We start from the raw sequence: 11483 nt of genomic DNA, 5'->3' as shown, positions 1-11483 counted from the left end.
GAAATGAATCTGATCTCTCACTCGAGGTTGTCATCCTGCTCATCCTCGGGATATTTATGCTCTTTTTTGGTATCCTGCTCTTCAGTATCCATACCGGAGACCTGCCATATTCACCGGATAGCATGTACGGGCTTCTGCTCGTACTGGTCTCATTTCAGATCATTCTGATGGGAAAGACACCCTTCGGTGATCTCCGCCGCTCGTGGATGATCATCATCATAGGCATATGCACCGCAGTTCTCGGGATGATCGCCTGTTTCATCCCCGGTGTTGTTACCGACCTGGTGCGGATTCTGGTAGGATGTATGCTGCTGGTGGGAGGAGCCGCTCTCCTCTTCCAACTCTTCATCTCCGAGGAAAAAGCAAAAAAATGGGTGAATTCCCCGGGAATCATACGCAGGCTCATCGTTGCGTGCAGCCTTGTGTACGGCATATCAATCCTGCTTGGAATAGTCACCCTTCTCCCTGGTATCATCTCGAATCCTGAGATAGCGGTACTGCTCATCCTGTACGGGTTCGCGTTCTTCCACCTCTCCTGGTGTATCCAGAAGGTAAACCGCATGTATCCCGGGAGAGAGAGTGCTGTTGGAGGGGCAGTATGAATCAGAGTCTTCCTGCCGGACGTAGCCGGTTATTCAGTGACGCCTCCCTTCCGCTCTCAATCGCAGTTGTGATGATGGTCGGAGTCCTGTTGGTGGTCCTTGGCATTCTTCTGTTTCCGGTAAACCTCGGGCTCATCCCCTTCTCTCCTGATGGGCAACTCGGACTTCTGCTGGTTATCAACGCAATTCAGATGATGTCACTTGGGGAAACCCCGCTCGGCCAGTATAAGCGTTCATGGCTGATGGTCATCATCGGAGTAGGATTTGCAGCCATGGGTATATTTTCGTGCATTGTCCCTGGTATTCTGACCGATGTTATCAGGATTCTGCTCGGGGTTCTCAACATCGCCGGTGGAGCACTCCTCCTGGCAAAACAGCGTATCCCGATGCTGAAAGAGTACTTCCATCCGCCAGCAGAGCCGGTTGAAATTCATCCGCTGCTCAAAAAGATGCAGAAAACCCAAATGATACTCTATATCGTCTCGATAGCCTTTGGGATAACCATGTTATTGCCAGGGCTGGTATCTGGATTGATCATTGCCGGGATCATCATCATAAACGGGCTGCTTCTCTTTATGCTTGCCTCTATTCTGATGAAGGTTCTCTAATACCGGGAGTCCGTGCCGGTATTCCCGGCACGAATGCCCGGCACGATCTTTTTTTAACCCTTCACCGATCTATGAACTCCTACATCCTCTGAGCGAGGTTCCGCTAAAGGGCTCCTGACAACAGCCGTTAATGTCGATAAATTTCTCCCGGGCCATGATGAGTTCTCCTCTCTTCTCAAAATACCCACCTTCCATCAGTTCATTGATACTGCCGTCCAGGAGGTACTCGGAACAGGAGAGGGTGTTACCGGTTTGTTTTCCATCCGACCCTTCGGTCTTGATGATGAGGGGGATATCCCGCTCTTCCCCGGCAGTGATGGCCGGGATCTTGGCCGTTCCTCCCTTGTATGAAAACGAGCCATCCTTACTGATGAACCTGATCGTTACATATCCGTCTTCAAGTGCACGTTCTCCGGTATTTTTCACCCTGAGCATCACATATGCCGGATCTCCCCCGTGTATCGAACTGCTGAGCGGTCTGAATGCGACCTGTTTGATAATCGGAATTGTTTCGGTGTCGTTCGCTCCCCCTTTGAGGGTAGCGGGATCCAGATCCCCTGCTTCAATCGTAACTCCTCCTTCCATCTCTTCAGGGATGGTAGGGATCGGGGTGACTGTCTCCTGAGGATCCAGGGGGATATCCCCGGTCTCATTCAGGCAGTGTACCGGCTCAGATACGATGGTCACAATTCCCCGGTTGTCAGATGCGTCGTTATGAGCCCAGGTATTGGGGCTTGAGTCAGCCACCGAGTAGGTTCCGGGTTTCAGAACGTCTCCAGGAGTAGAGACCCAGTATACATTCTGCTCGTCTTTTGTTCCGTTCTTTCCAAACGTTCCCCAGGGACCGAACTGTGTCCCGTCCTCATGAAAGAGACTGATCTTTTTGGGAGTGTCCCCTTTTCCGTAATTCCAGTGATTGGTGGTGATCGAGAGGATCTTCACACACGAATTAAAGGTCACCAGGGTCGGTTTATCCGGAGTGTTAAAGAGATTATCCATGTTTTCATTGGTCCAGGTATGCTCCTGGCTGCTTGCTGCCACTACTCCTGAAAGTACGATGAGTATCAACAGGAGAAACCAGGTCAGGTACGAGATATGCATAGCCACTCAGGGACGTGAAAGTATTTAGTACTATGATCTGAAATGATCTGATCGTCTCTCAGGACTCTCCCTCTCTCTCACCAGGGTCCCTGATCTCTCTCGAAGGCTGGTGAGTGAGGCTGATCTCAATACCTATCTCTCTTTGGGATCAAAAGGTGTACAGAGCCTGAACCTATGAATATCCCGTTTTATATCGTTGATGTCTTTGCCAGGAGACGATTTACCGGCAATCAACTGGCAGTAATGGTAGTCCCTGCTCACCTCTCGCCAGAACAGATGCAGGAGATTGCAAGGGAGATGCATTTTTCAGAGACCACGTTCATCGGTGCTGCTTCCGCACTGAATAACACCTATCAGGTACGGATCTTCACCCCTGAGCATGAGGTCCCGTTTGCCGGACACCCGGTTCTGGGGACCGCGTTTGTGATCCGGGAGATGATCATGAAGCACCCGGAGAACGAGATCACCCTTGATCTGCAGACAGGGCAGGTTCCGGTCTCCTATTGCCTGGAGATCGGAAGACCTTCTGTCTTCTGGATGAAACAGCCTGATCCGGTGTTTGGAAAGACATTCGAACCTGCCGAAGTGGCACGTGCTCTCTCGCTGCCGGTATCTTCACTTGATACCAGGTTCCCAATCGAAGAGGTCTCAACCGGTCTTCCCTTTATCATGGTCCCGATACAGTCACGAGAGGCCGTGAAAGCAGCACGGGTCACTATGGATGCCTATGAGGAACTGATCTCCACGTCCCAGGCAAAAGCACTCTATCTCTTCTGTAATGAGCCATACGATCCGGAAAACACCCTGAATGCCCGGATGTTCGGACCGTACTACGGGGTTGTCGAGGATCCGGCAACCGGGAGTGCCGGGGGATGTCTGATGGCCTACCTGCACAAAAACCGGTATGATTCCGAACTACCCCCGGTCGTCATGATTGAACAGGGTTATGAGATCAACCGTCCATCCCTGATTTACGGAAAAGTGGAAGAGCATGGTGGGAAGATCACCGTTGAGGTCGGAGGTTCGGTCTTCCTGGTTGCAAAGGGAGAACTGGTGGTGTAATCGGTTATCCAGTAATGCCGATACAGATCTCAACCTCCCCGTCTTCCTGGTTCGCTGCCTTCTCCCCGTATATCTCAAAATCAGTCTGATATGCCCGTCTGGCATCAACTTCAGGAGTCCAGATCAACTCCCATGTCCGGACGACTGCATCAGGCAATCTTCCTCTCGCGGTAAATACCTCGTACGAAGCCGGATCAATGGTAATTCCAGTCAATTCCGGGGGAATCGTGGTACGATCACGTACCTGATATCCCAGGATGTAGGTATAGGGCCGGGTATGATCTCCTTCGTATCCGGTGTAGATCGCATAGATGTCTGAACTGAGTATGTTTGGTATTTGTGTAATCAGGTTCTCCTGAAACAGGCGTTCCCACATCCGGGGCAGCGTGATCAGTGCTTCCTGATTTGATGTCCGGGTTTCAATGCCGATGATATGAATCGGGTCGGTGATAATTCGGTGACTGGTCATCATGGTATTCACCGATAAACGGGATGAGCATATATGGATAGTGATCTATGATGGATAGTGATCTATGACTGACAGAGCTGTGATCTGGATAAATCCGCAGTAACGATGTCGCTCATCTGCCGGTTGTGAGATCTTCAAGCCAGACTGCCGTAACCAGATCGATATCATCATCCTTCCAGGTCTCCAACAGTACTGCTATCTGGAAGTATCCCATGAATTTTCTCCATGCCTGTTATCAGCCAGATTCCGGCCAGAAACTCTTCATCTTTGGAGAAAACCCGGATTATACGCAACCTAAGAAACGGGGGAGAAAGCCCCGTGTTCAGGGGATACAACACCCGACTGCCCTCTCTTCAGCCAGCGTTGCAGAACTCCTTGAAGAGATGGAGCCATCCCTCACGATAGAACCGGCTGTTATCACCCTCCTGCTCCCGGTTCATGAAGATCGTCCGCTCTCCTCTGATGATGCTTCTGATGAACCGGTACCCTTCAGCCAGGTCTCAATACCTGCGGTATCAGTCGGGTTTCAGGATCTTGTCCTCCTCTTTCCAGCGCTGATGGGGATCTCTCCACATACCCGTTGTAGCGATAGTCTTCTCTTTTTCAGGATCGCATTCGAGTTTTCCCTTGAACTCGTCTCCCGTGAACAGTTTTTTCCAGCCTCGGGCGGTACATCCGGGGAAATCGGGAGATGGGCAGGTGTTATTGAGGGAGATGATAATGCACGTGTCAGGCAGCTTGCAGACGTAATGCCGCTGATTTGTGGCTCATTCCCTGAAGGACGTCAGGATGCCCTGACATTACTCACCTGTTTTATCCATGCGGCCGTTGACATGCTGGTAACCACATCCTGTGCGGGTCTTCCTTCACCTCTCCGGGGCAGAGCAGCCAGCCTGGACAACCCCGCTGCTGCCTGGTACCGAGCTCTCAGGGGAGACAGTGATGCCCGTTCTGCTGTCTCGCTCTCCTCACCTGAATTTATCGAGACGGTTCAGAAGGTACAGACTCCTCTCCCACAAAAAAGCCGGTCGTTTTTCACCTGTATCAGGCTTACCGAGCCGTCTGATGAGATCCCTGAGTTCAGCATCGGGTTCCATCTCCAGGCACGTGATGATCCCTCTCTTCTCATCTCTGCTGCTGAGATCTGGAAGAAACGATCAGTAACCTTCACCTACCTGAATCATCGGTTTGAGCATCCGCAGGAGCAACTCCTGGCAGATCTCTTTGCGGTAGGGAAACTTTTCCCTCCGGTGAGCAATTCACTCAAGTCCCGGGCACCGGTTGGCATTACTCTTACCTCTGAAGAGGCCTCTTCTTTTCTGACTGTGTACGCAGCCCTGATTCAGCAGATGGGAGTATCAGTTCTACTTCCCAGCTGGTGGAAGGACGCAACCAAGAAACCGGTTATCCGTCTCCTGGTCAGTTCCCGGAAACGGAAAGGGAAACAGTCCAATGTACGAGGATTCTTCTCGCTCTCAGATATCCTCTCGTATCAGTGGCAGATAGCGATTGGTGACCAGATCATATCAGCAGAGGAGTATGAGACCCTCTCCAGGCTCAAAAAGCCTCTGATTCATATCGGAGGAAAGTGGGCTGCTTTCAATGCTGAAGAGTTACAAAAGGCGGTCCGGGCGTTTCAGAAACAGTACCCTGACGGAGTTATTCCGGCTATGGATGCACTCCGGCTCGGACTTGCCGGTGAGAATGAGGATGGCGATCCGGTTGAGATCGCGTGTAATGACGAGCATTCACGCAATTATCTGGGTCTGCTCCTTGGATCAGATCCCGTTTCCCCGTCTGAAATCAGGGTTCCGGCATCATTCAGGGGCACACTCAGACCCTACCAGGTGACCGGGCTCTCGTGGCTCCTGTCCATGACCGGAAGGGGACTAGGGGTCTGTCTTGCCGATGACATGGGGCTTGGCAAGACGGTCCAGGTACTCGCCTATCTCCTTGCCATGAAAGGGGAGAAGAAAGATGCCCGTACGCTCCTTGTCGCTCCGATGTCATTACTCGGGAACTGGCAGCGGGAGATATCGCGGTTTTCCCCCTCATTGAAGGTTCACATTCATCACGGACAGGGCAGGCTTCAGGGTGATGAATTTGCTAACGCTGCTGCATCCCACGATATCATCCTTACCACGTACCAGATGGTTCAGCGTGACGAATCGCTCTTTGTTGCACATCCCTGGGACGTAATGGTGCTTGATGAGGCCCAGAATATCAAGAATAATGAGGCACGACAGACCCGGGTGGTCAAGAAGATCCCTTCTCCGGTCAGAATAGCCCTTACTGGGACGCCGGTTGAGAACCGGCTGATGGAACTCTGGTCTATCATGGATTTTGTAAATCCCGGGTATCTTGGACAGCCGGGCACATTTGTCAGAAACTATGCCACACCTATCGAGAAGTACCATGATCGCGATGCTGCAGAACAGCTCCAGAAACTGGTAAAACCGTTTGTACTCCGCCGGGTTAAGACCGATAAGTCGATCATCTCTGATCTTCCTGAAAAGAACATCCAGAAACGGTACTGTACCCTCACTTCTGAGCAGGCAACCTTGTATCAGGCAACCGTGGATGGGATGCTCAAAGATGTGGAAGGAGCCGAGGGGATTGCCCGTCGTGGCATTATTCTGACTGCCCTGCTCAGGCTCAAACAGATCTGTAATCATCCGAATGCGTATCTGGATGACGGGAAACTGACCCCCGACCGGTCAGGTAAGATAGCCATGCTCTTTACCCTGCTTGAAGAAGTTCTTGCATCTGATGACGCTGCGATCCTCTTCACCCAGTTTTCCGCGTTTGGTGAACGACTGCTCGGCCTGATGCAATGTCAGTTCAGGGAAGATGTGCTCTTTCTCCATGGCAAAACTCCACGAAAACAGCGTGATGATCTGGTGCGGCGGTTTGCTTCTCCCCAGGGTCCCCGGCTCTTTCTCCTCTCTCTCAAAGCCGGTGGGGTGGGTCTGAACCTGACCCGGGCAAACCATGTCTTCCATATCGACCGCTGGTGGAACCCGGCAGTAGAGGACCAGGCAACTGACCGTGCATACCGGATTGGGCAGCAGAAGAATGTTGCAGTCCATCTGCTGATCAGTGCCGGAACGCTGGAAGAGCGGATCGACATGATGATCGAGGAGAAACGGCGAATTGCAGAGAGCGTGATCGGTACCGGAGAAGACTGGATAACTTCGCTCTCAACCGATGAACTCCGGGATCTCCTCCGTTTGTCCGGTGAGCTTATCGGGGGTGAATAATGGGTTATTATCCCTATTATGAGAAGACCAGTCCGCGTCCGGTAAAGGATGGGATTAAGGCGAAGAGTCGAAAAGGGGCTATCGGTGAGCAGTGGTGGTCACAAAAATTCCTCGATGCCCTGCATGCCATGGGGATGGAGAACAGGCTTGCGAGGGGGAGAACCTATGCCCGGAAAGGGCAGGTAATCAGCCTTCAAATGGAAGACGGGGTTATTCATGCAAAAGTTCAGGGTTCGTCTTCCCGTCCGTACACGGTGACCATTGAAATACCTGAATGGAATGAGGATCAGTGGGAACGGGTCTTCGAGGGAATTTCATCACAGGCTCTCTATTCTGCCCAGATGCTTTCCGGTGAGATGCCACCTGACATCGATTCAGTGATCCAACATGCCGGATTGACTCTGTTTCCTGCGAAAGGAAAGGATCTGAAGACCTACTGCTCCTGTCCTGACTATGCAAATCCCTGTAAACATATCGCTGCGGTCTATTATATCCTGGCTGAACGGTTTGATACCGATCCGTTCCTGATCTTTGCGATGCGTGGAAGGACAAAGGATCAGATCCTTGAAGCGATCACCGCACGCCGAGGAGCAGAGGAGTTGGAATCTGCCGGGCCATCTGTTCTGGTATCTGATCAGGGAGAGGTCAGACCTCCTGAAGAACTTACCATATCCGGGTTTTACTCTTTCAGAACCCCGGTTACCGATTTTATGGTGCGTCCAGGCGCTGAACCGGCAATGAAAGGGCTGATGGTGAAGCGTCTTTCAGATTCACCGTTTGTTGTCGGGAAGAAGAATTTTTCCGAGTTGATTGCACCGGTCTATGAGGCAGCTCCTGCATATGTGCGGGATATGATACACGGAAATGGTCACCTGCTGAAAAAACAGGAATAATTTGTGGAACCCGGTCCCGGATTATCCGCATCATTTATCTTCCTCATCCCCAGAATAGTATCATATGCTTTCGATAATCATCGCAATCGTTCTGATTATTGTCATTCTTCTCCTTTTGTGCCTTGCCTGGAGGTATGCCTCGCAAAAATCCTCCCTTCCCTGTCCGGTATGGATGAGGTGGCTCCTGGATCCCCCGCTTTCCAGAGGGATGAGTGCCCGGACCCGCAGAACACTCACCCGACTTGATCTGAAGCCAGGTATGCAGGTACTTGATGCAGGATGTGGGCCGGGAAGGCTGACGATACCGATGGCTCAAGTTGTCGGCAAGGAGGGAAGCGTGACAGCCATGGATCTTCAGGAGGGGATGCTCAAGGTGGCACGGGATCGTGCAGATCGGGAAAAACTTACAAATATTTCTTTTTTACAGGGTGGCATCGGAGAATCCCGCCTCCCGCCCGAACAGTATGATCGCATGGTCCTGATCACGGTGCTGGGTGAGATCCCTGGCCGTGAAGCAGCAGTACAGGATCTGTATCAGGCACTGAAGCCGGGAGGAAGACTGCTCGTGGAAGAGACTATCAGGGATCCCCACTTTCAGACCCGGAGCACGGTAATCGGACTTTGTGAACCGGTAGGGTTTGTGGAGAAGGAGTTCTATGGAAACCGGTTTTCATACACGCTGATACTGGAGAAACCCCCGGTGCGTAATGGTTATTCAGATTCCTGATTATTGCTATCAGTTCTGACCTCACTAAGCCAGCGGTTCAGATGAGAAACAAACCCGATCCTTTTCATCGGTCTGTCCCGGGACGGCTGAACTGATCCTGATACCTCTCCCTGAGTGACCCGGGTTACTGCCGGGATGGTCCCAGATATCCCATTCCAGGGTTCGTTCACGGGAAAACCTGCATGCCGGAGGGGTGGATCCCAGGTTGCATCCAGAACCTGCCAGCCCCCTCCCAGATCTACTTCACAGAAGAGATGATTGGTTGGAGGAAGGACGGAAAAGTATGTTCTGAACGAATCAGGGTATCGTACCGGCTGATCCTGCCATCTGAACGGGATATAAACAGGTCTGATCCTAATCCCCAGCCGTTCAAACATCCAGAACAGTAACTGGTGTTTCGGCCCGCACCATCCCCTGTTTTCGGTGATCATCATCCTGATGATGTCATCAGAATCCAACCATTCCGGGACGATTGCATACGGGATATCCCTGATGTGAGAAAAGATACTGATACGCTGTTCTATTGGTGAACGACCATCTGTCCATCGGTGCAGGAGAGCATCCCTGAATTTCTGATTGCTATCTTCTTTTTTCGGGATTGCCATGATTCACCTTCAGAGTATGGGTGAGTGGAGTATGAGGCAGGGTGGATGATAAATCCATGGGGGGATAAATCTTCGTGATCAGGTAGTTCATCGGGCATTGAATTACCGGCTCGCTGACAATTTGTGTTTTGTTATCAGATAGTGGTTCAGACTTTTTTCGAGCCAATCCATCATGGGGGGAACGGTCTGATCTATGGCAGTTGCAACGAACTCATTACCCTCCGATGAGAGACCTGTCATCGTATACATCATCGTGAGATCTGTCCTGCTTGTTTCTACATCGTCCTCCCTGACAGAATGCTCTTTCAGATTAAACGACCATTCGAGCAGAAATAAACCTGGACAGATTTTGATAATTTTGATATACTGATCTGGTACATAATCGGTCATAATCCAGACACATTCCCCTTCATATGGCAATCTGGACCTGAAAATACATCCGGGTTCGGCATACCCTGACTTTGAGTGGATCATGTCATACTCCCATCCATCCACCCAGTCGCACTCTCTTTCCGGGCACAGGAGAGGAAAAACCTGATCTTTTGGTGAAACCAGGGTCATTATCCGGGTTTTGGTTACCTGGAGTCCTGTACCTGAACCTGGTTTCTCTGTGACTAATTGATGATGTATCATGTAGCACTTGGGTTACAACCCTTCTTCTGCAAAAACTTCCTCTGCTGCATACAGGGCGTTCAAAGTTGCCGGAAATCCTGCATATAATGTCATCGTATTAATGATGGCAATGATCTCATCTCTGGTCAGCCCCACATTGAGCCCTGCGTGGATGTGAACCTTTAACTGAGGAATTGCGTATCCCAAGGCTGTGCATGCACCGATCACAGCGATTTCTCTGGTTTTGTTGTCAATGTCAGGGATCGAACAGATCTCACCAAATGATCCGACAAGGTAGTCAGCCATGAATGGGGATATTTTTTGTATCCGTTCGTGTACCACTTCCCCGGCTCTTCCGTCGATCTCCTTAAGTTTTTCAAGTCCGGTATCGATCTGCATCTGCTCCATGGAGAGATGTTATACGTGGATCAATAAATAGTTTGTTTAATCTAACTAATCATCAAAACTTCCAGAATCGGGTTCAGGAAAACTGGAGATCATTATTTTGAATGCTTCTTCCAAAATTATCTTTTGTTCCTGCGTAGCGTGTCGTTCAACCTGCTGGATAAACCGTTTGTACGCTCGCTCTTTGTGAGTAAAGATCAGGTGGCCCTGCCTAGTGAGAGAGAGATAAAACTTCCGCTGATCCTCGGCTGATTGAACCCGGGAGACAAATCCATCCTTGATCAGTTTGGAGACTGCTGCGGTTACCGATGGTTTGGTTACCTGAAGTGCCTGTGCCAGTTGGGTATGTGTAGTCTGTTCCTGGTGACGGATCTCCCTGAGATAAAAGAATTGGTGGATGGTGATGTCGGGAAGACCGGTAGCCTTCATCTCGTCTGCGTCAGCGTCACGCAATACCTCGTGATATTGTTCGATAAACTGGAGAAACAACTCCCCGAGATCCATTGATATGTACTGGGAGGCGGATCGAATTAACATTCTGCGAAATCCCTGATCCGATCCTGATCCTCATACTGTCTACGCGGGTTTTGTTAACTCATAAACCCGAGGATAGTATTATGTCGAATAGTTCTATATAATACCATAATGGATCTCAGTACTGCTCAACAACGTGCCCTGGAACTGATCTCTGAATCTCCCGCAGCTGTTCTGACCACAATTGATGCGAGTGGCTGGCCAAATTCCCGGGCTATGCTCAACCTGCGAAACGAAGGCAGGTATCCTGATCTGGTTCCTTTTTTTCGTCCGTACCGACAGGATTTCAGGATCTTCTTTACCACCAATACCTCGTCAGAAAAGGTTCGTCAGATAGAGCAGAACAACAAGGCTTCGATCTATTACTGCAGTCCTTCAGAATGGCGTGGACTAATGCTAGGGGGGACGATCTCGGTGGTATCTGATCCTGCTCTGAAACAGGCGATCTGGCAGAATGAATGGACCATGTACTATCCTGGCGGGGTGCAGGACCCGGACAATGCAATTCTCTGTATGATACCCAGTATAGCGAAATATTATGAATCACTCGATTCAGCAGTCTGGAATCCAGTACAAAAAGTATGAAGTCACTTTCTTAAGGTGGG

At 50.6% G+C, this 11483-nt stretch carries 13 protein-coding genes; 7 read left to right on the top strand and 6 right to left on the bottom strand.

All coding sequences use genetic code 11. From position 1 onward, the window contains the following. On the top strand, positions 1-602 hold a 602-nt coding region (locus LUQ50_RS03950; RefSeq protein WP_300036502.1), incomplete at its 5' end, for a DUF308 domain-containing protein. Further along, the gene (locus tag LUQ50_RS03945; protein ID WP_300036499.1) at positions 599-1210 is read left to right on the top strand and encodes a hypothetical protein; all 612 of its coding nucleotides are present in this window, start codon (positions 599-601) and stop codon (positions 1208-1210) included. The genes LUQ50_RS03950 and LUQ50_RS03945, both read left to right, overlap by 4 nt. A gap of 69 nt (positions 1211-1279) precedes the next feature. On the opposite strand, the gene LUQ50_RS03940 is transcribed toward LUQ50_RS03945, so the two are convergent. Beyond that, a complete protein-coding gene (locus LUQ50_RS03940; RefSeq protein WP_300036496.1) occupies positions 1280-2311 on the bottom strand; it encodes a hypothetical protein in 1032 nt (343 codons plus the stop codon). Between the two features lie 174 nt (positions 2312-2485). On the opposite strand from LUQ50_RS03940, the gene LUQ50_RS03935 reads away from it, so the two are divergent. Then, complete coding sequence (locus tag LUQ50_RS03935; RefSeq protein WP_300036493.1) at positions 2486-3373, top strand: PhzF family phenazine biosynthesis protein; 888 nt, start codon at positions 2486-2488, stop codon at positions 3371-3373. A 4-nt stretch (positions 3374-3377) separates the two neighbouring features. On the opposite strand, the gene LUQ50_RS03930 is transcribed toward LUQ50_RS03935, so the two are convergent. Next, positions 3378-3845 carry a GyrI-like domain-containing protein gene (locus LUQ50_RS03930; RefSeq protein ID WP_300036490.1) on the bottom strand — a complete coding sequence of 156 codons (468 nt, stop codon included), beginning with the start codon at positions 3843-3845 and terminating at the stop codon, positions 3378-3380. A 209-nt stretch (positions 3846-4054) separates the two neighbouring features. Here LUQ50_RS03930 and LUQ50_RS03925 point away from each other — a divergent pair, with 209 nt between their 5' ends. The 3 genes from LUQ50_RS03925 to LUQ50_RS03915 all read left to right on the top strand — a co-directional run bounded on the left by LUQ50_RS03925 (position 4055) and on the right by LUQ50_RS03915 (position 8722). Further along, on the top strand, positions 4055-7102 hold the full coding sequence (locus tag LUQ50_RS03925; protein WP_300036486.1) for a DEAD/DEAH box helicase: 3048 nt from the start codon (positions 4055-4057) through the stop codon (positions 7100-7102). Beyond that, positions 7102-7995: an SWIM zinc finger family protein gene (locus LUQ50_RS03920; protein ID WP_300036483.1), complete on the top strand. Its 894-nt coding sequence runs from the start codon at positions 7102-7104 to the stop codon at positions 7993-7995. The genes LUQ50_RS03925 and LUQ50_RS03920 overlap by 1 nt, the downstream gene beginning before the upstream one ends. Positions 7996-8059: 64 nt before the next feature. Beyond that, positions 8060-8722, top strand: a complete 663-nt coding sequence (locus LUQ50_RS03915) for a class I SAM-dependent methyltransferase (protein ID WP_300036480.1) — start codon at positions 8060-8062, stop codon at positions 8720-8722. Here LUQ50_RS03915 and LUQ50_RS03910 read toward each other — a convergent pair. The 4 genes from LUQ50_RS03910 to LUQ50_RS03895 all read right to left on the bottom strand — a co-directional run bounded on the left by LUQ50_RS03910 (position 8707) and on the right by LUQ50_RS03895 (position 10848). Then, positions 8707-9327, bottom strand: a complete 621-nt coding sequence (locus LUQ50_RS03910) for a hypothetical protein (RefSeq protein ID WP_300036477.1) — start codon at positions 9325-9327, stop codon at positions 8707-8709. The genes LUQ50_RS03915 and LUQ50_RS03910 overlap by 16 nt on opposite strands. 102 nt (positions 9328-9429) lie before the next feature. Then, positions 9430-9888, bottom strand: coding sequence for a hypothetical protein (locus tag LUQ50_RS03905; protein ID WP_300036473.1), 459 nt, complete (start codon positions 9886-9888; stop codon positions 9430-9432). A gap of 84 nt (positions 9889-9972) precedes the next feature. Beyond that, entirely contained in the window at positions 9973-10338 is a 366-nt protein-coding gene (locus tag LUQ50_RS03900; RefSeq protein WP_300036471.1) for a carboxymuconolactone decarboxylase family protein, read from the bottom strand. Positions 10339-10392: 54 nt separating this feature from the next. Continuing rightward, positions 10393-10848: a MarR family transcriptional regulator gene (locus LUQ50_RS03895; RefSeq protein WP_300036468.1), complete on the bottom strand. Its 456-nt coding sequence runs from the start codon at positions 10846-10848 to the stop codon at positions 10393-10395. 141 nt (positions 10849-10989) lie between these two features. On the opposite strand from LUQ50_RS03895, the gene LUQ50_RS03890 reads away from it, so the two are divergent. Then, positions 10990-11463: a pyridoxamine 5'-phosphate oxidase family protein gene (locus LUQ50_RS03890; protein WP_300036465.1), complete on the top strand. Its 474-nt coding sequence runs from the start codon at positions 10990-10992 to the stop codon at positions 11461-11463. The last annotated feature ends 20 nt before the right edge of the window (positions 11464-11483 follow it).

Source organism: Methanospirillum sp. (genome assembly GCF_028679455.1).
Taxonomy (GTDB): Archaea; Halobacteriota; Methanomicrobia; order Methanomicrobiales; family Methanospirillaceae; genus Methanospirillum.
Note: the sequence above shows the minus strand (reverse complement) of the source record. Positions and strands in the feature narration are given on the sequence as shown.

Coding starts and splice junctions, on each gene's coding strand:
- LUQ50_RS03900 (WP_300036471.1), bottom strand. CDS start 10,338: ATGCAGATCGATACCGGACTTGAAAAACTTAAGGAGATCGACGGAAGA.
- LUQ50_RS03930 (WP_300036490.1), bottom strand. CDS start 3,845: ATGATGACCAGTCACCGAATTATCACCGACCCGATTCATATCATCGGC.
- LUQ50_RS03935 (WP_300036493.1), top strand. CDS start 2,486: ATGAATATCCCGTTTTATATCGTTGATGTCTTTGCCAGGAGACGATTT.
- LUQ50_RS03890 (WP_300036465.1), top strand. CDS start 10,990: ATGGATCTCAGTACTGCTCAACAACGTGCCCTGGAACTGATCTCTGAA.
- LUQ50_RS03945 (WP_300036499.1), top strand. CDS start 599: ATGAATCAGAGTCTTCCTGCCGGACGTAGCCGGTTATTCAGTGACGCC.
- LUQ50_RS03910 (WP_300036477.1), bottom strand. CDS start 9,327: ATGGCAATCCCGAAAAAAGAAGATAGCAATCAGAAATTCAGGGATGCT.
- LUQ50_RS03915 (WP_300036480.1), top strand. CDS start 8,060: ATGCTTTCGATAATCATCGCAATCGTTCTGATTATTGTCATTCTTCTC.
- LUQ50_RS03920 (WP_300036483.1), top strand. CDS start 7,102: ATGGGTTATTATCCCTATTATGAGAAGACCAGTCCGCGTCCGGTAAAG.
- LUQ50_RS03905 (WP_300036473.1), bottom strand. CDS start 9,888: ATGACCCTGGTTTCACCAAAAGATCAGGTTTTTCCTCTCCTGTGCCCG.
- LUQ50_RS03925 (WP_300036486.1), top strand. CDS start 4,055: ATGAATTTTCTCCATGCCTGTTATCAGCCAGATTCCGGCCAGAAACTC.
- LUQ50_RS03940 (WP_300036496.1), bottom strand. CDS start 2,311: ATGCATATCTCGTACCTGACCTGGTTTCTCCTGTTGATACTCATCGTA.
- LUQ50_RS03895 (WP_300036468.1), bottom strand. CDS start 10,848: ATGGATCTCGGGGAGTTGTTTCTCCAGTTTATCGAACAATATCACGAG.